Below are 18,989 nucleotides of genomic sequence, written 5' to 3'. Positions count from 1 at the left end.
ACAGCAATACCGGCGTACCTCTACTATGTGCACATGGAGGGGATCATCGGGGGGCGTACCGCCAGCGATACGCCTGGTCTTGACATTGCAGAACAACGGGCGTGGCAGAACTTCCTGGACGCCGCACTTCGCTTGTACGCCACCATGAATCGTTCTCTGGTGGACCGCCACAAGCTCACACTCAACGACGTTCGGCTGCTCGACCTACTGGCCAGGTCCCCTTCCGGCGCCGCGCGGATGGGTGATCTCGCGGAGTCGTTGATGTCGCTGCCGAGTCGGGTGACGCGCCAGATCCACCGGTTGGAGAAGCAGGGTCTGGTCGGCCGGGGGGCCAGTCCGGACGACGGACGCGGTGTGCTGGCGCGCATCACGCCCGAGGGGCGCGAGGCGCTGGCGGCGGCGCTGCACACGTACGGCGCCGCGGTGCGCGCCCACTTCCTCGACCGGTTGACCCGCCCGCAGGTGGCCGCGATGGGCGAGAACTGCCGTCGGATCAGCGTCGGGCTGAAGTCAGGCACGCAGTCGGTCAAGGTGGGCCGCGTCTAGACTGTCCCGCGGTGGCGTGGCAGAGCGGCCTAATGCACTCGCCTTGAAAGCGAGAGTCGGCTAACACCGACCGGGGGTTCAAATCCCTCCGCCACCGCTTCAGTTCACCTGTTCAGCAAACCCGTTCACCATCGGGCGCGGGTTGCTGTCCGGGAAAAGCCCAGCTCGTCCGTCCGCCGATCGGGGGACGTCTCCGTCCACCCGGGGAATCCGCTCAATAGCGGATGTGAAGAGCAGGCAAACCCTTCAATATCGACGCATGACGACAGGAACGGCCACCGCCACCCAACCGCTGTGGCGGATCTCGATGTCCAGCTACGTCGGCTCTGCCGTCGAGTTCTACGACTTCTTCATCTACGGCACCGCCGCAGCGCTGGTCTTTCCGACCGTGTTCTTCCCCGAACTCAGCCCGATGATGGCGACGACGGCGTCCCTCGGTGCCTTCGCGGCCGCCTTTCTGGCCCGGCCGGTCGGGGCGGCGGTGTTCGGCCACTTCGGGGACCGGATCAGCCGCAAGCAGACGCTCGTCGTGACGCTGCTGCTGATGGGACTGGCCACCGTCGGCGTCGGCCTGATCCCGAGCACCGCGACCATCGGTGTCGCGGCGCCGCTGCTGCTGCTCTTCCTGCGGTTGGTGCAGGGCTTCGCGGTCGGCGGGGAATGGGCGGGTGCGGTGTTGCTGAGCGCGGAGAACGCGCCGCAGGACCGGCGCGGCTTCTTCGGCATGTTCACCCAGCTCGGGCTCGGCACCGCGCTGGTCCTGGCGAACCTGGTCTTCTACGTCGTGCAGGCCGTGTTCGGTGAGGATCCGGGGTCGGCCTTCTTCGCGTGGGCGTGGCGAATCCCGTTCCTGCTCAGCGGAATTCTGATCCTCGTCGCGCTCTACATCCGGGTGCACGTCAAGGATTCACCGGTGCACACGGAGTCCGGTCACGTCGGCACCCCGCTGGTCGCGCTGTTCCGCCGGCAGGGTCGCCAGGTGCTGCTGGCCGCCGGGGTGGCGATCTGTGCGCCGATGCTCGTGTTCCAGGCCGGCACGTTCTTCACCCACTACGCAGCCGACCGACTCGACTTCTCCTACGACCTCGTGCTGATGGTCGGCGTCATCGGCGGATTGTGCGCGGTGGGCTTCGCGGCCCTGTCGGCGATCCTGTCCGACACCTACGGCCGGCGTCGCATCGTGTCGCTGGGCTTCGCGTTGACCGCACCGTGGTCGTTCGCGGTCTTCCCGCTCATCGAGACGGGCCACAAGCTCGTCTTCGGAGTCACGATCGTGGTGACCTACTGCCTGATCGGGTGGTGCATGGGGCCGCTCGCGGCACTCCTGCCGGAGATCTTCGACCCCGAGTACCGCTACACCGGCGCGGCACTGTCGCACACACTGGGCGCCATCGTCGGCGGCGCGCTGCCGCCCGTCGTCTCACCCACGCTGCTGGCGTCCTACGGGGGGTGGGCGGTGTCGGTGATGATGGGCGCCCTCGGGCTGGTCAGCCTCGCCTGCGTGCTCGCCCTTCCCGAGACGTCCGGGCGGACGCTCACTCGCCTCTGAAGTCGGGTGCCCGCTTCTCGAACATCGCGGTGATGCCCTCGGTGAGATCCTTCGACGGCAGGAACGCCGAGTTCCACGCCGCGACGTAACGCAGGCTGGCCGATACCGCCGCGGTGCGCTGCTCGTCGAGCACGTCCTTGACGCCGGCGACGACGAGCGGCGGGTTCGCGGCGATCTCGGCCGCGGTGGCCCGGGCGGCGGCCAGGGTGGCCTCGGCGTCGGGGTACACGTCGTTGACCAGTCCGATCTTCTCGGCGCGGGCGGCGTCGATGTCCTTGCCCGTCAACGCCAGCTCACGCAGGTGCCCGTCCGACAGGATCAGCGGCAGCCGCGCCAGCGAGCCGACGTCGGCGACGATGGCGAGCTTGACCTCACGGACGGAGAACTTGGCGTCGGCGCTGGCGTAGCGGATGTCGACGGCCGAGATCAGGTCGACGCCGCCGCCGATGCACCAGCCCTGGATCGCCGCGATGGTCGGCGTGCGGCAGTCCGCGACGGCGGTGATCGACTGCTGCATCGTCTTGAGCCGGGTATGGAAATCGGCGCGGGGTTTGGCCAGGGCGCCCTCGGCCATCATCGGCGACAGGGTGCCGCCCATCGCCGCCAGATCCAGGCCGTAGCTGAAGTTGCGCCCCGACCCGGTCAGCACGATCGCCCGCACGTCGGGGTCGGTGTCCAGTTCGGCGAAGACCTGGGGGAGTTCGGCCCAGAACGCCGGGCCCATCGCGTTGCCCTTGCCCGGCCCGATGAGCGTGACCTGCGCGATGTGATCGGCGATGTCGACGGTCAATGACTCATAGCTGCTGCCCATGGATCAAGAGGCTAGCCGCCTCGCCGCAGCGGGGGCTACGAGCCCATCAGGACGTCGCTCACCTTGGCGCTTGGCAGGAACTGGCATGCCGCGTCGGCCAACAGCTGGCCCACGGTCTCGCCGTTGGGGCCCAGGGGGTTGCTGCCCTGCTCGAGGATCGCCCTCACCACCGCGACGCGGGTGGGCTCGTCGAGGCCGTTGTACTCCTCGCAGGTCATGCTGGTGGCGTTCGGCGGCGGCGGGACCACGGGGACGTCGGTGCCGCGGGTCGGCAGGGGGAGGTTGGGGATCGTGATGTCGGGCAGCCCCGGGATCGACGGGAGCCCGCTCGGCGCACTGGGCTCGGTGGTCAGCGGAGGGCCCGGCTGGGTGGTCTGCGCGACGGCGCCCTCGGTGGTGCGCTGGCAGGCCGTGGTCACGCCGAGCGCGATCGCCAGCCCGGCGAGCGCCGTCGTCGTCACCCGCACGCGCGTCTTCATCTCCGCCACGATAGGCGGCTACACCCGTTCCAGATAGAAGTACAGGTGGCGCGGCGTGCCGCTGCTGGTGTCCAGCGCACCTTTGCCGTTCATGATCCCGATGACCGCGTTGTCGTCGACGACCTTGAAGTGGTCGTGCACCGGCTTGCCGTCGTAGACCATCGAGGCCACCGTCTCCCCGCGGAACTCCTCCATCCAGAGGCTGGCCTCGCCGTTCATCGCCTCGGTGTTGGAGAACCTGGCGCCCTCGGCGTCCAGGCAGACCAGCGGCTTGGCGTCGGCGGCCGAGACGAACGTCTTGCCGAACCAGTTGAGCCGCTTCATGAATCCGTTGGCCTTGTGGCCGGTGTCGAACTCGCCGCCCTTCCACTCGCCGATCATGAACTCGATGGTGGCCGGGGCGAGGGTGGCCCAGAACGCGTCGAGTTCGGCGTCGTCGATCCGGTCGGTGCGCTCGGTCAGCTCGGTGAAGGTGGTGCGGGCGTCGGTCATGCGCGTCCTGTCCATGAGCGGGCGAAGGCGAGGAAGGCGTCGTTCTCGTCCGGTGCGGCGACGGTGATCCGCACGCCGTCCTCACCGTAGGGCCGGACGATGATGCGGCTGTTGGCGGCGTCGGCGGCGAACGCCGACGCCCGGCCGGGCAGCGGCAGCCAGACGAAGTTGGCCTGCGACGGCGGCAGTTCGTAGCCGGCCTCGCGCAGCGCCGCCGACACCCGGACCCGTTCGGCCACGACGGCGTCGGTGCGCTCGAGCAGCTCGTCGGCGGCGTCCAGGGACGCGATCGCCGCGGCCTGCGAGACGCTGGTCGCGGTGAAGGGCACGTACACCTTCGACAGCGCGGAGACGATCTCCGGATCGGCGACCGCGTACCCGACGCGCAGACCGGCCAGCCCGTAGGCCTTCGAAAAGGTGCGCAGCACAACGACGTTGCTGTAGGCACGGACCAGGCCGAAGCTGTCGGGGACGAGGCCGTCGCGGATGTACTCGATGTAGGCCTCGTCGAGCACCACCATGATGTGCGATGGGACGGCCTCGACGAACCGGGCCAGCGCGTCCGGGTCGACGACGGTGCTGGTGGGGTTGTTCGGGTTGCAGACGAAGATCAGCCGCGTGCGGTCGGTGATCGCGGCGAGCATCGCGTCCAGGTCGAAGGTGTGGTCGGTCAGCGGTACCTGCACCGGGGTCGCGCCGGCGGTGCGGACCTGCAGCGGGTAGATCTCGAAGCTGCGCCACCCGAACAGGACCTCGTCACCGACGGTGGACGTGATCTGGATCAGCTGCTGGCACAGGCTGACCGACCCGCAGCCCACCGAGATGTGTTCGGGCGCGACGTTGACGTGCTTGGCCAGCCGCTGCTTGAGCTCGACGTACCCGTTGTCGGGATAGCGGTTGATGCCGTCGAGGGCCTTCTCGACCGCGGCGCGCACGCTGGGCAGCGGTCCGTCGACGGTCTCGTTGCTGGCGATCTTGATGGCGCCCGGCACGGTCTTTCCCGGCGTGTAGGCGGGAAGATCGGCGAGTTCGGGGCGTAGACGGGCGGGCACCTGGACAGTTTAGGGCCGCCTCCGATCTGCTTTGCTTCCCGCCGTGGGGCCTGTGTACTCTGTCGCAGCGGCGGAAAACGTCGGGAGGCGTGCCAGAGCGGCCGAATGGGACTCACTGCTAATGAGTTGTCCGCCTTAAAGCGGACCGGAGGTTCAAATCCTCTCGCCTCCGCGCACAACTGAACATGCACCACCCAAGCGCCCGTAGCTCAACGGATAGAGCATCTGACTACGGATCAGAAGGTTAGGGGTTCGAATCCCTTCGGGCGCGCTTCGTCTTCCTCCCGTCGAGCACGATGTCCACCGCGGCCTCGATCTCCTCGTCGTCCGGTACGGCACCGAACATCAGCGACGGGCACGCCACCACTCCGGCCAGCATCGAGATCGCCGCCTCCAGGCGGGCGCCGTCGAACGCCGCCTCGAGCATGCCGCGGATCGGACGCTGAGCCTCGCTGTTCAGGGCGTCGCGGATCTCGGCCATCGTCTCCACCGACGCCCACTGCGCCATCGCCGAGAGCACGCGGTCGAGGTGCCGATCGACCACCGCCTGCCGGAACATCTTCAGTTCCCCGATCAGGTCGGCGCGCAGATCCCCGGTGGGCTCCTGATGGGGGAGTTCGCCGATGGCGTCCAGGGCCGTCTTGAGCAGGTCGAACCGCGACGGCCAGTGGCTGTAGAGCGTCGTCTTCGAGTAGCCGGCCAGTTCCGCCACCCGGGCATGGGTCAGCGCGTCGGAACCCTCGGTGATCAGAACGTCGAGCGCGGTCCGCGCGACGTCGGCGCGGGTGCGGATGACGCGGGAGTCTTCACCTGCCGCGGACTTCCTGCCGGTGCGGGCTGCCATGCGAGCAGTTCACCTCCAGCTGTCGCTCCACCTCGCGCTGCACTGTCAACAAGTTAACTTACGAACGAATTGTCCAAAAACGTCATAAATAAACACTAGTGAACGAATCGTTCAATACCGTACCTTCAGATCTACCCCATCCGCTTCATCCACTCAAAGGTGAGAGATGATTCCTGAAGAACTGACCCAGGCCCAATTCGACACCGTCTACAACCTGCTGTCTCTGGTGATTGCGGCCCAGCTGTTCGGCGCGATCTTCCTGTTCGCCGTCCAGCCAAGGGTGCTTCCGCGTTACCGCCAGGCGCTGGTGATGTCCGGAATCGTGTGCGGCATCGCGGCCTATCACTACTTCCGTATCTTCGAATCGTTCAAGGGCGCCTTCGTGACCGACGCTGCCGGTGGACGCGGAACCTACGTTCAAGCCCCCGGCCAATCGTTCAACGAGGGGTATCGGTACGTCGACTGGCTGCTGACGGTGCCGCTGCTGCTCGCCGAGTTGATCGTGGTGCTGGCCCTTGCCCGCAAGTTGCGCAACTCGCTGCTGTACCGGCTCATCCCGGCCTCGGCTCTGATGATCGCGCTCGGCTACCCCGGGGAGATCAGCTCGGACGACCTGACCCGCAACGTCTTCGGGCTGCTGTCCACGGTGCCGTTCCTGTACATCCTCTACGTGCTGTTCGTGGAGCTGACCCGCTCGCTGGACCGCCAGCCGGCGGCGGTGCGCAAGACCGTCAGCCGGATGCGGATCCTGCTGCTGGCCACCTGGGGTGTCTACCCGATCGCCTACATCATCCCGCTGCTCGGCATCGACGGTGCGGCCGCGTGGGTGGCCAAACAGGGTGGCTACTCGATCGCCGACATCCTGGCCAAGGTGCTCTACGGCCTGTTGATCTACAAGATCGCGCGGCTCAAGTCGTTCGCCGACGACGCCGAGTTCGCCGACCGGGAGAACGAGGCGCACGACGGGGTCGTGGTGGCCGGCAACGGCGCGGCTCCCGTCACGGTCGGGGTGGGCCGGAAGGGCACCACGGCGACCACGGCCTAGGCCGATGTCACACAGCGCGTTGTCGACGTCCGCGGTCTGGTCCCGCTGGCTGACAGTCGGCACCGTGCTGGCGACGGGCGGGCACCTGTTCGGGGTGCCCGCCCTGTCGTCGTCGCTCGCGCTGGTGATCGTCGGCCTCGGGTTGATCGCGGGCGTGCCGCACGGCGCGGTCGACCATCTGATGGCGACCCGCCTCGCGCGGGGACGCTCACTGACCGCCGTCGTCGCGGCGTATGCCGGAGTGGCCGCGGTGGCGTGGGTGCTGCTGCGGTGGGCCGGCCCCGCGGCGCTCGTCGCGGTCGTCACGCTCAGCGCGGTGCACTTCGGGCTCGGCGAGCTCGAGGTGAGCCGCCGGCTGACCGGCTGGCGGCCCGGTCGGCTGACTGCTGCGGCGACGGTTGTCGCCGGTAGCGGCGCTCTGGCGCTGCCCCTGGCCCGTTCCGGCGAGCAGTTCTCCGCGGTCGCGGCCGCCGTCTCACCGGGGCTGGCGCGCCTACTTGCCGCGGCGCCGCTGCCGGTCGGCATCACGGTGGCGTGGCTGGCGTGTGCCGCGGTCGCGATCACCGCGGCGCTGCGCGACGGCCACGGCGTGGTCGCGCTCGACATCGCGCTGATCGGCGCGCTGGGCTTCCTCGCCCCGCCGCTGGTCGCCTTCGCGGTGTGGTTCGGCGGCTGGCATGCGCTGCGGCACTCCGCGCGACTGCTGACCGTCGAACCCGGGTGCGCGGCGCTGCTCGCCGACGGACACCGGCGCGCGGCGGTGCACCGGTTGGCCCGACTGGCCGCGCTGCCGTCGCTCGCCGTGCTCACGGCAATCGGCGCTCTGGCCTGGTTCACCCTTGCGTCGCCGGAGCCGACCGAGGCCGTGGCCGAGGCGCTTCGGGTGCTGCTTGCCCTCACCGTCCCGCACATGGTGGTGGTGCTGTGGCTGGACCGGTCCTCCGATGTCGAGCGCGAACCCCTCCCGATCGGCGGCAGTGGATATCGCGCCGTCAGACGCTCATAGCGGCTCGTTCGACATCGAGCAGCTGCTCACCGCGCCGTTCTTCCTCGTAGGCCCTCCGGCCGCCACGCAGACCGAACAGGCGTTTCGAGACCAGCAGATAGACGACAGCGGCCACGTTGATCACGAACGCGCCGACCCGCGTGACGGTGATGCCCTTGGAGACCAGGTCGTACACCTCCAACGGCAGGAACACCGACGTCGCCACCACGGCGAAGTACTCGCCCCACCGGACCATCATCCACAGCCCCAGCCCCTCGACGAATTCGAGCAGGGCGTACGCCAGGAGCAGGCAGAAGATCAGGGCGAGTGTGGAGGGCCTGGCGGTCAGTGCCTTCTCCAACTCGTGCACGAGGGTCATCTGGTCGACCTCGATCCCCGACGCCCGCACCAGCGGCAGGTCCCGTTCGACGGCGGCCTGGATCGAGCCCTGGGCACCGCGGAACGTCCAGACAGCCCATGCGGCGAGACCGATCAGCAAGGCGCGAAACCAGCGCTCCACCGCGAGCGCCCGCACGATCATTGCCTGCCGCAACGCCTTCCCGCGCAGCACCAGAGGCGCCTGGTCGGCCGGGCCCCGGCCGTGCGGCGGCCCGACGACGAACGCTCCGCAGCGCAGGCAGCGCCAGACCTCGCCCAAGCCGGTCGTTCCGCTGAGCCGGTCGGCGAGCGCCGCGTCGTCGGGTGCGTAAGTGACATGACCTCGGACTGCGCACGCGACGAGTTCCCACGTGGATGCCGACATCCCCTGATCCTCGCGCCCGGCGCGCGTCTCGGGCGGTGAAACACCGGCGGACTTGCTGAAGAGTCGCTGAGCTAGCGACTTTCGGCCCTACTCGCCGGGACGCCGGCGTTGTTGACTGCGCACGTGGCGATCGTCGAGAAGCCGGAGACCCTGGTCCCGCGCAGGCCGTTTCCTGCCCGCTTGGGGCCCAAGGGCAACCTGATCTACAAGCTGGTCACGACCACCGATCACAAGCTGATCGGGATCATGTACTGCGTCGCGTGCTTCGTGTTCTTCATGGTCGGCGGCTTGATGGCGCTGTTCATCCGCACCGAGTTGGCGCTGCCGGGTCTGCAGTTCCTGTCCAACGAGCAGTACAACCAGCTGTTCACCATGCACGGCACGGCGATGCTGCTGTTCTATGCGACCCCGATCGTGTTCGGCTTCGCGAACCTGGTGCTGCCGCTGCAGATCGGCGCGCCCGACGTCGCGTTCCCACGGTTGAACGCACTGTCGTTCTGGCTGTTCCTGTTCGGGGCCCTGATCGCGCTGGCCGGGTTCATCACCCCCGGCGGCGCGGCGGACTTCGGGTGGACGGCCTACTCGCCGCTGACCGACGCGATCCACTCGCCCGGTGTCGGCGGCGATCTGTGGATCTTCGGGCTCGGGGTGGGTGGTCTGGGCACCATTCTCGGCGCGGTCAACATGGTGACGACGGTGGTGTGCATGCGGGCGCCGGGCATGACGATGTTCCGGATGCCGATCTTCACCTGGAACATCATGGTGACCTCCATCCTCGTACTCATCATCTTCCCGATCCTCACGGCCGCCCTGTTCGGCCTGGCCGCCGACCGGCATCTCGGCGCGCACGTCTACGACCCGTCCAACGGCGGAGCCATGTTGTGGCAGCACCTGTTCTGGTACTTCGGGCATCCCGAGGTGTACGTGATCGCGTTGCCGTTCTTCGGGATCGTCAGTGAGATCTTCCCGGTGTTCAGCCGTAAGCCGTTGTTCGGCTACACGACGCTGATCTACGCGACGCTGGGCATCGCGGCGCTGTCGGTGGCGGTGTGGGCGCACCACATGTACGCCACCGGTGCGGTGCTGCTNTGTTCGGCTACACGACGCTGATCTACGCGACGCTGGGCATCGCGGCGCTGTCGGTGGCGGTGTGGGCGCACCACATGTACGCCACCGGTGCGGTGCTGCTGCCGTTCTTCTCGTTCATGACGTTCCTGATCGCGGTCCCGACGGGCATCAAGTTCTTCAACTGGATCGGCACGATGTGGAAGGGGCAGTTGACCTTCGAGACGCCGATGCTGTTCTCCGTCGGCTTCATCGTGACNGGGCATCAAGTTCTTCAACTGGATCGGCACGATGTGGAAGGGGCAGTTGACCTTCGAGACGCCGATGCTGTTCTCCGTCGGCTTCATCGTGACCTTCCTGTTGGGCGGCCTGTCGGGTGTGCTGCTGGCCAGCCCGCCGCTGGATCTGCACGTGACGGATTCGTATTTCGTGGTGGCGCATTTCCACTACGTGCTGTTCGGCACCATCGTGTTCGCCACCTACGCGGGCATCTACTTCTGGTTCCCGAAGATGACGGGACGGCTGCTCGACGAGCGGCTGGGCAAGGTGCATTTCTGGTTGACGTTCATCGGGTTCCACACCACGTTCCTGGTGCAGCACTGGCTCGGCGACGAGGGCATGCCCCGTCGCTACGCCGACTACCTGCCGACCGACGGGTTCACCACGCTGAACATCGTCTCGACGATCGGGTCGTTCATCCTCGGCGTCTCGATGATCCCGTTCGTGTGGAACATCTTCACGAGCTGGCGGTACGGCGAGCCGGTGACGGTCGACGATCCGTGGGGTTACGGCAACTCGCTGGAGTGGGCGACGTCCTGCCCGCCGCCGCGGCACAATTTCACCGAGCTGCCCCGGATCCGTTCGGAGCGGCCCGCGTTCGAGCTGCACTACCCGCACATGGTGGAGCGGATGCGGCGTGAGGCGCACGCCGGACGTACGCACGGTCCCGACGACGGCGACGTGACCCGCCTCGACGTGGCGGACGTGCGCACCTGAAACTGGTGCGTCGTGCCGGGCGGTGGCCCGGATAGCATTTCCGGTGATGTCCGACACCGGGGGAGCCAGCGACGTCGCGGCCGCATGGGCGGCGCTGACCGCGGATCCACACAACGAACACGCGATGCGGCTGTACACGCTCGCGCTGAAGCGGCAGGGACGCACCGCCGACGCACTGTCGATGGCGTGGCGGATGCTCAGCGAGCACCCGCTGTCGGCGTCGGCGCAGTACACCTACGCCGGCCTGTTGCACGAGTCCGGGCAGGGCGCCCAGGCGTTGGCGGTGGTCAACGAGGCGCTGCGGCGGGATCCGGCGAACCCGGAGGCTCTGGTGTTGCGCGGCGACATCTATCGGTCGACGTGGGGCGCGGCCGCCGCTGAGGCGCAGTATCTGGAGGCGCTGAGACTCTCGCCGAATCATGCTCTGGCGACACACAATCTGGGCGTCAGCAGGCTGCGGTGGGGAACGCTGACGCAGGCGGTGCGCGGGTTGCTGGCATCGGTGCGCCTGGAACCGGCGTTGAGGCCGTTGGCGATCGACAACGTCGGGCTGGCCGTGACCCGGGTGATGCGGATGGCGACGGCGTCGGTGGTGTTCCTGGCGGTCGCGCTGATCGTGGTGATGGCCGCGCACGACGACGGGATGCCCACGGTGATCCCGCGGATCGTGGCGGGGGTGCTGGGTGTGGCGCTGGCGGTGCCGCTGGTATGGGTGGTGCGGACGGTACCGGGTCCGGTGCTGGCTTCTGTTGTGCGGCAACGGCTTCTGCTCGGTGTGCGGGTGGCTTTCGTGGTACTCGCGGTCGTGCTGGGAGTGGTGACGGCGGCGGTGGGGTCGAACCCGGTGTCCGATGTGGCGGGCACGCTGCTGCTGTTCGGGGTTTTCGGGCTGACGGTGCTCGGCTGGGTGACCGGGGCCTAGCGGGCTACTCCTCGCACAACGAGCGTGAAGCTGTCGTCACGGTCGACGCCGAACGTGAAGGTACCGGCACTGTGGGCTGAGGTCTGATTCGGTTGACAGGCGGACCAAGCGACGCCCATCTCGGCGAGCGTCGCGTATGTCAAGGGTGCAACGCCCCTGTTGGTCTATTTCGCTGAGGTGGTAGCCGCACCAGCCCCTCAGGAATCAGTCGAGTTCAACTTTTCATGTGCCGAGGCGAAATGAATCCTGAAGAGATCGCGCAGCCATGACATCAACTCGCTGTCGCTGGCGCTCAGATCGGGAGTGGGAAGACTGTCTCTGACGCGGGAAAGCAGGAGCATGAACTGCCAGGTGCCGGAGCGGTCCGACAAACCGAAGGTGTTCGCCGCCTCGGGCGGTGCCATCATGAAGTCGATTCCACCGTCTCGCGCTGACCAGCACACCTGGACCTTGCAGTCGTCACGACGATAAAAAATTGCCCAAGCTGGGCGATTACCGTAAGTCTCGGGGTCTCGAATCTCGTCGAGCACAAGACCGTGAACGGACATTTCTGGGGCGAGAAATTCCGCTAGTCCTCTAGCCTCCATGGTGGGCCTTTCCGATGTGTATCCAGACGTTGTTCCGTTGCACGTAGCCATATGCTTCGGCGTTTGCCTTCAAGAAATTGATCTCCATTGCGGAAAATGAGAGTCGTTGGACAGCCGCGAGCTGTTCGACACTATCGAACGCTGCAGGTAAGACATATTCGATGCGTGAAACACCGAGTTCCAGTTGCCGACGCAGGAACTGCTCATTCACCTGCCAGCCGAGTTGCCTCACTTGGCTGTCGTCCAACCCCAAGCTCATCGCTTCCCACGTTGCGTCTCCGGTGTCGTAGTAGATGCCGCCGTGGTGCCTGGCTTCGCCGATGTAACCGCCGTCCATCCCGTCCCACTTCCCCAGGACGATCCGGTCTGCAGCGGCAGAGTCTCCAACGGGGCTCGCAATGTAGTGGGTCGACAGATCGGCGAGTTCGCCCGCCAGCTGAGAAGTCGGATCGCCGTTGACAAAAGCTTCGTTCAACGAAGTGGCGATCTCCGGTGCGTGTGAGTGATAACTGCTGGGATCTGCACCACTTGCGCTGTCGTGACCTTCGACGTGTGGCGAACCACCATCCATCGGGCCATCCGTCGGAGACCTCCGCTCGTGATCGGCTCCGCTCTCCCCGGTGTTGGTGAGCGGTTCATCGGCGTGCATCGTCCGACCCGCCTCATCAGCGCTCGGCGGGTGAGCGACGTTGTAACCGTGGTCCGCACCACCGCTTGTTGGCTCAGCCGCCGAGGCGGGCGAAGGAATCGAGTGCCCGGGTGCGCGAACGGATTCGGACGATTCGCTATTCGGCGACACCGCCCCGGACCGAGGAGCCGCTTCCACCCCCGGGGCCCGTTCCGCCTGCTCGACCGGTGCCCGCGGGCCGGCGCCACCTTCCGCGCCGGAACCGGTCGGCCGTCCAGCGGAAGCGGGTGGCTCACCGGTGCGCGCAGGCCCGCCGCCTGACGGGCCACTACCTGGAGCCGGACCCGCACCCGGCGTGCCCGGCCCGGCACCCCCCGGAATCCCCTCGGGCCGCACCGGCGGTATGCCGCCCGGTGCTGTCGGACTGAACTCCGGAACCCGCGGCGTCTCAATCGGATTGGGCGTCCCTCGCGTCCAGCTGCCGAGTTCGCGGACACCGGGCAGTCGGCCCTCCTCCAGTACGCGCCGGCTGAGGTTCAGGCCCTTCGCGACGCTGCCCGTCTTCGACAGCGCGCCGCCGGGCACGAACAGTGATCCGATGTTGAACGCGGCCTCCCCGGCGGCGCGGCCGGGATGGTCGCCGGACCACTTGTCCCACGCCACGAACTCCTTGCCCATGTTCTCCAGCACCCCGGGCAGGGACGACGGGTCCTTGGCCACCGACAGGGCCATCTCGGCCATGCCCTTCCACGTGTCGGGGTCGGCCATCGCCACCACCCCGGACACCGTGCCGATCAGCCCGGTGACCGCACCCACCTGCACGTCGGTGTACAACGTCACGGCATTTGCCAGGTCGTTGCCCACCCGATCGCCGAACGTCTCCACCAGGATCGGGCGGATCCACTTCTGGAACGCCGTCGCCGCATCACCGATCAGCACGGTCAGCTCGTCGAGCAGTCCGATGATCCCCTTGACCTGCTGCTGGAAGTTGTGCAGCACCGTGCCCACATCGTTGGCGACCTCGCGCAGGATGTCGTCGCCCTCGCCGGTGAGGAAGCCGGTCACCGTGTCCCACAAACCGTCCAGGGACAGCCGGTCCAGCAGCCGCCGGATGGCGTCCTGGCTTTCCTGGACTCCCGACGCGAAATCCGTGATCGACTGCGCCACCGACGAACTGACGTCGGCCAGCGAGGAGATCGCCGTGCCGAGACTCTCCAGCGCGGTCGTCATCGCTGCGCGCTCGGGGATCTGCTGGGCGGCGAGGGCAGCCTTGATGCCGGTCAGCTGCGGCTCGATCAACGCGAACCCGGTGGCGAAGTTGCGCCACTGCGTCGCGGTGACGCCCATCATCGCCGCGTTGCCCGACGGCCACGTCATCGCGATCCCCGCGACCGGGCCGAGCCCGGGCAGCACCTGCAGCAGCGGCTGAATCAGGTACCACTTCGACGGCGGGGGCACGGTGACACCGTTGGGTCCGGGCGGAACATGCGCGGGCAGCGCCTTGCCGGGGTCGCCGCTGACGCCGCCCGACGGGCCGGGGCCTCCGATGGTCGAGGCGGCGTCGGCGTTGCGGTAGTTGAAGCCGCTCGCCTCCAACAGCATTCCCACCGACGTGAAGGCGTTCGCCGCATCGGCGACCGCGGAGGTGAACTCGCCGGCCTGATGGCCGTACTTCATGCCGAAGTTCAGCCCCGCCGCATCCATGCCCGAGGAGATGCCGCCGCCCAGCGCCGCGCCCAACGCATCCGACAGCCGCGCCAGCTGGCCGCCCAGCGCCCCGGTCTGTCGACCCGCGGCGATCAACGCGTCCGGATCAACCTCGATGCGCACCGGCAGCCCCTCCAGCGGTCACATCTGCCACATCTGTCCGTTCTTGGTGACCGCGTCGGTGTAGTTCTTGTGCGCCGCGTCGGCGACCTTCTGCAGCGCCGTCAGCGCCTCCTTCATCTGCTCGGCGCCGTCGTCCCACTGCTGCTGGGCCTGCGCCTGCGCGTCCGACCCGTCGCCCTGCCACGACCTGCGCAGAGCCGCCATCGTGTGCTCGATGTCGGCGAGGATCTCGGTGACGTCGCGGCCGAAGTCCTCCATGTGGGTGATCGCCGCACGCAGCTGGGCGAAATCCACCACGAGTGCGGTCATCGGTTTCTGTCTCCCGGTTCCCGGTCCGAGGGCTCGGGCGGCTCCTGGCCGCCCTGGATCGCGCCCTCGACCATCTGGGTCACCTGTGCGGCCACCTCCCCGGCCATCTGGGTGGCCTGCGCGACGATTCCGCCGAGCTGACCGGGCACCGACCCCGCCGACTGGCCCGCCGACGACAGCTGGTCGAGGTTCATCTGCTGCGCGAGGTCGGCCACGGGCGCCGACAGCCCGGCACTCGGCGCGCCCGGCACACTGCCGCCGCCCCCTCCGCCACCGACCGTTGAGCCCCCGCCCTGCATCGTCGCGTTCAGCGCCTCGCCGGACTGCTCATCGGTTTTGGCGTACTCCTTGCCGGCGAGGTTCAGCAGGTCGGCCATGGTCTGCAGGCCGCGGATCACCTGACCCGCGCCGGTGTGCCACTGATCCCACGCCGGTCCGTACGCCGACGCCGCATCGCCCTTCCAGCCGGACCCCAGCAGTTGCCGGGTCTCGAGGTCCACCCCGGAGAGTCCGTCCTGCAGCCGCCGACCCGCATCACGCAGGCGCTCCGCCGCCGCCTGCAACTCCGACACCACCACCTCGACCGAACGCCCCACGCGAAGCAGCCTATGGGGCCGCGCAGGGGGGTCCGTGCGCCAATTTCGCGCGGCCCGGACGTCCTAGTCTGGTGTTGTGCGCCTTCTGCTGATCGCCGACACGCACGTCCCGAAGCGGGCCCGCGACCTACCGCCGCAGGTGTGGGACGCGGTGGACGCCGCCGATGTGGTGATCCACGCCGGGGACTGGGTGGAGCCCGGACTGCTCGACGTGCTCGAGACGCGCGCCCGGCGCCTCGTGGCCTGTTGGGGCAACAACGACGGCGACGAACTGCGCCTCCGGCTGCCCGAACGGGCCGACGTCGAACTCGGCGGCCTCCGCTTCACGGTGACCCACGAGACCGGCGGCGCCGCCGGCCGCGAGGCCCGGATGGCCAGGGCCTACCCCGAGACCGACGTGCTGGTCTTCGGGCACAGCCACATCCCGTGGGACACCACCGCCGAAACCGGTCTGCGGCTGCTCAATCCGGGTTCGCCGACCGACCGTCGCCGCCAGCCCTACTGCACGTACATGACCGCGACAGCCGCCGCCGGCGTGCTGACAGACGTGGAACTGCACCGGGTGCCTCGCCGTGAGTGACCGGCCCGCCACCGTCGACGACGTCCACGCGATCGCGGCGGGGATGCCGCACGTCACCACGATCGTGGGCCCGCGGGCGGGCAACCCGATCTACCAGGTGGGCGGGAAGTCGTTCGTGTTCTTCCGGACCCCACGACCGGACGCCGTCGACCCCGACACGGGCGAGAAGTATCCCGACGTGATCGTGATCTGGGTCGAGTCCGAGGCCGACAAGCTGGCGCTGACACAGGACCCGGACTCACCGTTCTTCACCACGCCGCACTTCGACGGGCACCCGTCGGTGTTGGTGCGCGCGAGCCGGCTCGGCGAGATCGGAGTGACCGAGCTACGCGAGCTGATCCAGGACGCCTGGCTGTCCCGGGCGTCGAAACGGCGTGCCGCGCAGTGGCTCAGCCGGGACGGGTGACGTTGTCGTGCTCGGCTCCGCAGACGAATAGCGCGAGCCGGGCCGGGACGTCACCGGGGTTGCGCCACCGGTGCCGGGTGCCGTTCTGCACCACGGTGTCCCCGGGATGCAGGGTCACCTCGGCGCCGTCGTCGAGTTCCAGGATGACGGTGCCCTCGAGCACCACCTCGAAGTCGATCGTGTCGGTGGTGTGCATGCCGGGATCGTCGAGTTCCATGTAGCCGAGCAGCCCGGGCAGCTTCGCCTCCCCGTCGGCGATCGCCTCCTCGGTGGTGAGGTCGTCCGTCCTGGCCGTCGCGGTCCCCGGCGGCAGCGTGAACATCGAGAACCGGAACCCGCCGATCGGCGGAAAGTAGGTGCGCCAGTTCGGCATCGACCCGTCGTCAGGAAAGTGCGGGGTCTCGTCGCCGCCCCACAGAATCGTGAACTCGGATCCGGGCAGCAGGACCGGCGTGCGCGGCGCGACCGTCTCGTCGCTGACGAACACCGACTTCCCGGACGCATCGTGGCCTGTGACGACTCGGCGGACATCCATCGGTCCAGTCAACCACCGGATGCGGTGCCGCCGTGGCAGTCTCTGCGGAATGGAGCACAAGCCACCGACCCCGACGATCGAAGCCGCTCACCGCGCGCATCTGGGGAGCCTGCCGTTCGACGACACGCGAGACTTCGCCGACGCCGACCGCGGCTTCATCGCCGCACAGCAGCCCTGCGTGATCACCGCCGCCGACGGCCGCGTCGTCTGGGACAACGACGTCTACGACTTCCTGCACGGGGACGCGCCCACCACCGTGCATCCCAGCCTGTGGCGGCAGTCCCAGCTGGTCGCCAAGCAGGGCCTCTACGAAGTGGTGGAGGGCATCTATCAGGTGCGCGGATTCGACCTGTCCAACATCACGTTCGTCGAGGGCGACACCGGCATCATCGTGATCGATCCGCTGGTGTCCACCGAGGTCGCGGCCGCGGCCCTGGCGCTCTACCGCCGGCACCGGGGGGAAAGGACCGTCGTCGCGGTCATTTACACCCACAGCCACGTCGACCACTTCGGCGGCGTTCTCGGGGTGACATCGCAGGCCGACGTCGACGCGGGAAAGGTCGCGGTGCTGGCGCCCGAGGGCTTCACCGAACACGCGGTGCAGGAGAACGTCTACGCCGGAACCGCGATGGCGCGGCGCGCCGGGTACATGTACGGCGCCGTGCTCGAGCGTGGACCGCAGGGGCAGGTGGGCTGCGGGTTGGGCCAGACACCGTCGACGGGCGAGGTTGCGATCATCGTGCCGACGGTGGACATCCGCGAGACGGGGGAGACCCACACGATCGACGGGGTCCAGATCGAGTTCCAGATGGCGCCGGGCACGGAGGCGCCGGCCGAGATGCACTTCTACTTCCCGAAGTACCGGGCGCTGTGCATGGCCGAGAACGCCACCCACAATCTGCACAACCTGCTGACGCTGCGCGGTGCGCTGGTGCGCGATCCACACGGCTGGGCCGGCTACCTCACCGAGGCCATCGACACCTTCGCCGACCGCGCCGACGTCGTGTTCGCCTCCCACCACTGGCCGACCTGGGGGAAGGAGCGCATCGTCGAATTCCTGTCGCTGCAACGGGATCTGTACGCCTACCTGCACGATCAGACGCTGCGCCAGCTCAACCAGGGCTACACCGGTATCGAGATCGCCGAGACGTTCGCGATGCCGCCCGCGCTCGAGCGGGCCTGGCACGCGCACGGCTACTACGGCTCGGTCAGCCACAACGTCAAGGCGGTCTATCAGCGCTACATGGGGTGGTTCGACGGCAACCCCGGGCGGTTGTGGCCGCATCCACCCGAGGCCATCGGCCCGCGTTACGTCGCGGCGATGGGTGGCATCGACCGCGTCGTCGAGCTGGCGCAGCAGGCCTTCGATGACGGTGACTTCCGTTGGGCAGCAACCCTTCTCGATCACGCGATCTTCACCGACGAGAACCACGCGAGTGCCCGGCAGCTCTACGCCGACACCCTCGAGCAGCTGGCCTACGGATCGGAGACAGCGACCTGGCGCAACTTCTTCCTGGCCGGCGCCACCGAACTGCGCGACGGCAACTTCGGCACCCCCACCACGACGTCGACCACGATGGCCGCGCAGCTGTCGCCCGAGCAGATGTTCGACGTGCTGGCGATCAGCGTCAACGGGCCCCGGGCCTGGGATCTCGACCTCGCGATCGACGTCACCTTCGAAGACACCGCCACCAACTACCGGCTGACGCTGCGCAACGGGGTGCTGGTGTATCGCAAGGTGGACGCCGACGACCAGACGGCGCAGGCGACGATCCAGCTGGCGACCAAGGTGCGGCTGCTCAGCCTGGCGGCCGGCGACGCGACGTCACCGGGCGTCGAGATCACCGGCGACGGCGAGGTACTGACCGCGCTGGTCGGTGTGCTGGACAAGCCGGACCCTGGGTTCGACATCGTCACGCCCTGACGAGGTCTATCGTTGCGTCTACCAGAGGGCCTTGAACGTGCGAGT

The 18,989-nt window shown here is 68.1% G+C and carries 20 protein-coding genes, 3 tRNA genes and 2 pseudogenes; 14 read left to right on the top strand and 11 right to left on the bottom strand.

The annotated features are described in order from the left end of the window. Positions 1 to 33 precede the first annotated feature (33 nt). From MCHUDSM44219_RS20680 to MCHUDSM44219_RS20670, 3 genes are all read left to right on the top strand, one after another. Positions 34 to 546 carry a MarR family winged helix-turn-helix transcriptional regulator gene (locus MCHUDSM44219_RS20680; RefSeq protein WP_048420145.1) on the top strand — a complete coding sequence of 171 codons (513 nt, stop codon included), beginning with the start codon at positions 34 to 36 and terminating at the stop codon, positions 544 to 546. A gap of 10 nt (positions 547 to 556) precedes the next feature. Beyond that, positions 557 to 643 (top strand) — tRNA-Ser (locus MCHUDSM44219_RS20675). 162 nt (positions 644 to 805) lie between these two features. Continuing rightward, entirely contained in the window at positions 806 to 2,095 is a 1,290-nt protein-coding gene (locus tag MCHUDSM44219_RS20670) for an MFS transporter (RefSeq protein ID WP_048420116.1), read from the top strand. Here MCHUDSM44219_RS20670 and MCHUDSM44219_RS20665 read toward each other — a convergent pair. From MCHUDSM44219_RS20665 to hisC, 4 genes are read right to left on the bottom strand one after another with little or no spacing between them, the layout of a single operon-like run. Then, positions 2,082 to 2,906 (bottom strand): crotonase/enoyl-CoA hydratase family protein, encoded by an 825-nt coding sequence (locus tag MCHUDSM44219_RS20665; protein ID WP_048420115.1) that lies wholly within the window; start codon positions 2,904 to 2,906, stop codon positions 2,082 to 2,084. The two genes, MCHUDSM44219_RS20670 and MCHUDSM44219_RS20665, sit on opposite strands and share 14 nt — an antisense overlap. A 35-nt stretch (positions 2,907 to 2,941) precedes the next feature. Then, positions 2,942 to 3,385: a hypothetical protein gene (locus MCHUDSM44219_RS20660; RefSeq protein WP_082162304.1), complete on the bottom strand. Its 444-nt coding sequence runs from the start codon at positions 3,383 to 3,385 to the stop codon at positions 2,942 to 2,944. An 18-nt stretch (positions 3,386 to 3,403) separates the two neighbouring features. Continuing rightward, positions 3,404 to 3,877: a DUF4334 domain-containing protein gene (locus MCHUDSM44219_RS20655; RefSeq protein ID WP_048420144.1), complete on the bottom strand. Its 474-nt coding sequence runs from the start codon at positions 3,875 to 3,877 to the stop codon at positions 3,404 to 3,406. Beyond that, positions 3,874 to 4,929, bottom strand: a complete 1,056-nt coding sequence (hisC, locus tag MCHUDSM44219_RS20650; protein WP_048420113.1) for a histidinol-phosphate transaminase — start codon at positions 4,927 to 4,929, stop codon at positions 3,874 to 3,876. Before hisC ends, MCHUDSM44219_RS20655 begins: the two co-directional genes overlap by 4 nt. An 83-nt stretch (positions 4,930 to 5,012) precedes the next feature. Between hisC and MCHUDSM44219_RS20645 the strand changes: the two genes are divergently transcribed. Both MCHUDSM44219_RS20645 and MCHUDSM44219_RS20640 read left to right on the top strand, forming a co-directional pair. Further along, positions 5,013 to 5,101: transfer RNA gene (locus tag MCHUDSM44219_RS20645), tRNA-Ser, on the top strand. A gap of 26 nt (positions 5,102 to 5,127) precedes the next feature. Further along, a tRNA-Arg gene (locus tag MCHUDSM44219_RS20640) sits at positions 5,128 to 5,200 on the top strand. Here MCHUDSM44219_RS20640 and MCHUDSM44219_RS29135 read toward each other — a convergent pair. Further along, positions 5,174 to 5,773, bottom strand: coding sequence for a TetR/AcrR family transcriptional regulator (locus tag MCHUDSM44219_RS29135; protein WP_082162303.1), 600 nt, complete (start codon positions 5,771 to 5,773; stop codon positions 5,174 to 5,176). The genes MCHUDSM44219_RS20640 and MCHUDSM44219_RS29135 overlap by 27 nt on opposite strands. Before the next feature lie 166 nt (positions 5,774 to 5,939). On the opposite strand from MCHUDSM44219_RS29135, the gene MCHUDSM44219_RS20625 reads away from it, so the two are divergent. Then, complete coding sequence (locus tag MCHUDSM44219_RS20625; RefSeq protein ID WP_082162302.1) at positions 5,940 to 6,818, top strand: bacteriorhodopsin-like; 879 nt, start codon at positions 5,940 to 5,942, stop codon at positions 6,816 to 6,818. 4 nt (positions 6,819 to 6,822) lie between these two features. Next, positions 6,823 to 7,824, top strand: coding sequence for a Brp/Blh family beta-carotene 15,15'-dioxygenase (locus MCHUDSM44219_RS20620; protein ID WP_048420111.1), 1,002 nt, complete (start codon positions 6,823 to 6,825; stop codon positions 7,822 to 7,824). Here MCHUDSM44219_RS20620 and MCHUDSM44219_RS20615 read toward each other — a convergent pair. Continuing rightward, entirely contained in the window at positions 7,811 to 8,566 is a 756-nt protein-coding gene (locus MCHUDSM44219_RS20615; RefSeq protein WP_048420110.1) for a DUF2127 domain-containing protein, read from the bottom strand. The two genes, MCHUDSM44219_RS20620 and MCHUDSM44219_RS20615, sit on opposite strands and share 14 nt — an antisense overlap. 123 nt (positions 8,567 to 8,689) lie before the next feature. Here MCHUDSM44219_RS20615 and MCHUDSM44219_RS31265 point away from each other — a divergent pair. The 4 genes and pseudogenes from MCHUDSM44219_RS31265 to MCHUDSM44219_RS20605 all read left to right on the top strand — a co-directional run. Further along, positions 8,690 to 9,654 (top strand): annotated as a pseudogene (locus MCHUDSM44219_RS31265) (cbb3-type cytochrome c oxidase subunit I); the annotation flags it as partial. An 84-nt stretch (positions 9,655 to 9,738) separates the two neighbouring features. Continuing rightward, positions 9,739 to 9,890: pseudogene (locus MCHUDSM44219_RS31755) on the top strand (cbb3-type cytochrome c oxidase subunit I); the annotation flags it as partial. A 1-nt stretch (position 9,891) separates the two neighbouring features. Beyond that, a partial coding sequence (locus tag MCHUDSM44219_RS31255; RefSeq protein WP_236695532.1) for a cytochrome c oxidase subunit I occupies positions 9,892 to 10,627 on the top strand: 736 nt, incomplete at its 5' end. Between the two features lie 46 nt (positions 10,628 to 10,673). Beyond that, positions 10,674 to 11,549, top strand: a complete 876-nt coding sequence (locus tag MCHUDSM44219_RS20605) for a tetratricopeptide repeat protein (RefSeq protein ID WP_053081317.1) — start codon at positions 10,674 to 10,676, stop codon at positions 11,547 to 11,549. Positions 11,550 to 11,746: 197 nt separating this feature from the next. On the opposite strand, the gene MCHUDSM44219_RS31250 is transcribed toward MCHUDSM44219_RS20605, so the two are convergent. From MCHUDSM44219_RS31250 to MCHUDSM44219_RS20585, 4 genes are all read right to left on the bottom strand, one after another. Then, positions 11,747 to 11,956 (bottom strand): hypothetical protein, encoded by a 210-nt coding sequence (locus MCHUDSM44219_RS31250; RefSeq protein WP_236695531.1) that lies wholly within the window; start codon positions 11,954 to 11,956, stop codon positions 11,747 to 11,749. A gap of 169 nt (positions 11,957 to 12,125) precedes the next feature. After that, complete coding sequence (locus MCHUDSM44219_RS29590) at positions 12,126 to 14,594, bottom strand: hypothetical protein (RefSeq protein WP_053081315.1); 2,469 nt, start codon at positions 14,592 to 14,594, stop codon at positions 12,126 to 12,128. Between the two features lie 18 nt (positions 14,595 to 14,612). Then, positions 14,613 to 14,903: a WXG100 family type VII secretion target gene (locus MCHUDSM44219_RS20590; protein WP_082162301.1), complete on the bottom strand. Its 291-nt coding sequence runs from the start codon at positions 14,901 to 14,903 to the stop codon at positions 14,613 to 14,615. Further along, positions 14,900 to 15,499: a WXG100 family type VII secretion target gene (locus MCHUDSM44219_RS20585; protein ID WP_053081314.1), complete on the bottom strand. Its 600-nt coding sequence runs from the start codon at positions 15,497 to 15,499 to the stop codon at positions 14,900 to 14,902. The genes MCHUDSM44219_RS20590 and MCHUDSM44219_RS20585 overlap by 4 nt, the downstream gene beginning before the upstream one ends. A 76-nt stretch (positions 15,500 to 15,575) precedes the next feature. Here MCHUDSM44219_RS20585 and MCHUDSM44219_RS20580 point away from each other — a divergent pair, with 76 nt between their 5' ends. Together MCHUDSM44219_RS20580 and MCHUDSM44219_RS20575 are read left to right on the top strand one after the other, a co-directional pair. Beyond that, positions 15,576 to 16,079, top strand: a complete 504-nt coding sequence (locus MCHUDSM44219_RS20580; RefSeq protein WP_048420106.1) for a metallophosphoesterase family protein — start codon at positions 15,576 to 15,578, stop codon at positions 16,077 to 16,079. Beyond that, positions 16,072 to 16,485: an MmcQ/YjbR family DNA-binding protein gene (locus MCHUDSM44219_RS20575; protein WP_048420105.1), complete on the top strand. Its 414-nt coding sequence runs from the start codon at positions 16,072 to 16,074 to the stop codon at positions 16,483 to 16,485. The genes MCHUDSM44219_RS20580 and MCHUDSM44219_RS20575 overlap by 8 nt, the downstream gene beginning before the upstream one ends. On the opposite strand, the gene MCHUDSM44219_RS20570 is transcribed toward MCHUDSM44219_RS20575, so the two are convergent. Next, positions 16,469 to 17,020, bottom strand: coding sequence for a cupin domain-containing protein (locus MCHUDSM44219_RS20570; protein ID WP_048420104.1), 552 nt, complete (start codon positions 17,018 to 17,020; stop codon positions 16,469 to 16,471). The genes MCHUDSM44219_RS20575 and MCHUDSM44219_RS20570 overlap by 17 nt on opposite strands. A gap of 49 nt (positions 17,021 to 17,069) precedes the next feature. Between MCHUDSM44219_RS20570 and MCHUDSM44219_RS20565 the strand changes: the two genes are divergently transcribed. Next, on the top strand, positions 17,070 to 18,944 hold the full coding sequence (locus MCHUDSM44219_RS20565; RefSeq protein ID WP_048420103.1) for an alkyl/aryl-sulfatase: 1,875 nt from the start codon (positions 17,070 to 17,072) through the stop codon (positions 18,942 to 18,944). Positions 18,945 to 18,989 lie beyond the last annotated feature (45 nt).

It is taken from the genome of Mycolicibacterium chubuense, from assembly GCF_001044255.1.
GTDB lineage: Bacteria > Actinomycetota > Actinomycetes > Mycobacteriales > Mycobacteriaceae > Mycobacterium > Mycobacterium chubuense.
This window is presented reverse-complemented; position numbering and strand designations above follow the sequence as displayed.

What these genes read in the sequence shown, in the direction of transcription:
- MCHUDSM44219_RS20615 (WP_048420110.1), bottom strand. Translation starts at nt 8,566, where the DNA reads ATGTCGGCATCCACGTGGGAACTCGTCGCGTGCGCAGTCCGAGGTCAT.
- MCHUDSM44219_RS20605 (WP_053081317.1), top strand. Translation starts at nt 10,674, where the DNA reads ATGTCCGACACCGGGGGAGCCAGCGACGTCGCGGCCGCATGGGCGGCG.
- MCHUDSM44219_RS20565 (WP_048420103.1), top strand. Translation starts at nt 17,070, where the DNA reads ATGGAGCACAAGCCACCGACCCCGACGATCGAAGCCGCTCACCGCGCG.
- MCHUDSM44219_RS20590 (WP_082162301.1), bottom strand. Translation starts at nt 14,903, where the DNA reads ATGACCGCACTCGTGGTGGATTTCGCCCAGCTGCGTGCGGCGATCACC.
- MCHUDSM44219_RS20680 (WP_048420145.1), top strand. Translation starts at nt 34, where the DNA reads ATGGAGGGGATCATCGGGGGGCGTACCGCCAGCGATACGCCTGGTCTT.
- MCHUDSM44219_RS20670 (WP_048420116.1), top strand. Translation starts at nt 806, where the DNA reads ATGACGACAGGAACGGCCACCGCCACCCAACCGCTGTGGCGGATCTCG.
- MCHUDSM44219_RS20625 (WP_082162302.1), top strand. Translation starts at nt 5,940, where the DNA reads ATGATTCCTGAAGAACTGACCCAGGCCCAATTCGACACCGTCTACAAC.
- MCHUDSM44219_RS31250 (WP_236695531.1), bottom strand. Translation starts at nt 11,956, where the DNA reads ATGATGGCACCGCCCGAGGCGGCGAACACCTTCGGTTTGTCGGACCGC.
- MCHUDSM44219_RS20660 (WP_082162304.1), bottom strand. Translation starts at nt 3,385, where the DNA reads ATGAAGACGCGCGTGCGGGTGACGACGACGGCGCTCGCCGGGCTGGCG.
- MCHUDSM44219_RS29135 (WP_082162303.1), bottom strand. Translation starts at nt 5,773, where the DNA reads ATGGCAGCCCGCACCGGCAGGAAGTCCGCGGCAGGTGAAGACTCCCGC.
- MCHUDSM44219_RS20620 (WP_048420111.1), top strand. Translation starts at nt 6,823, where the DNA reads ATGTCACACAGCGCGTTGTCGACGTCCGCGGTCTGGTCCCGCTGGCTG.
- MCHUDSM44219_RS20655 (WP_048420144.1), bottom strand. Translation starts at nt 3,877, where the DNA reads ATGACCGACGCCCGCACCACCTTCACCGAGCTGACCGAGCGCACCGAC.
- MCHUDSM44219_RS20570 (WP_048420104.1), bottom strand. Translation starts at nt 17,020, where the DNA reads ATGGATGTCCGCCGAGTCGTCACAGGCCACGATGCGTCCGGGAAGTCG.
- MCHUDSM44219_RS20665 (WP_048420115.1), bottom strand. Translation starts at nt 2,906, where the DNA reads ATGGGCAGCAGCTATGAGTCATTGACCGTCGACATCGCCGATCACATC.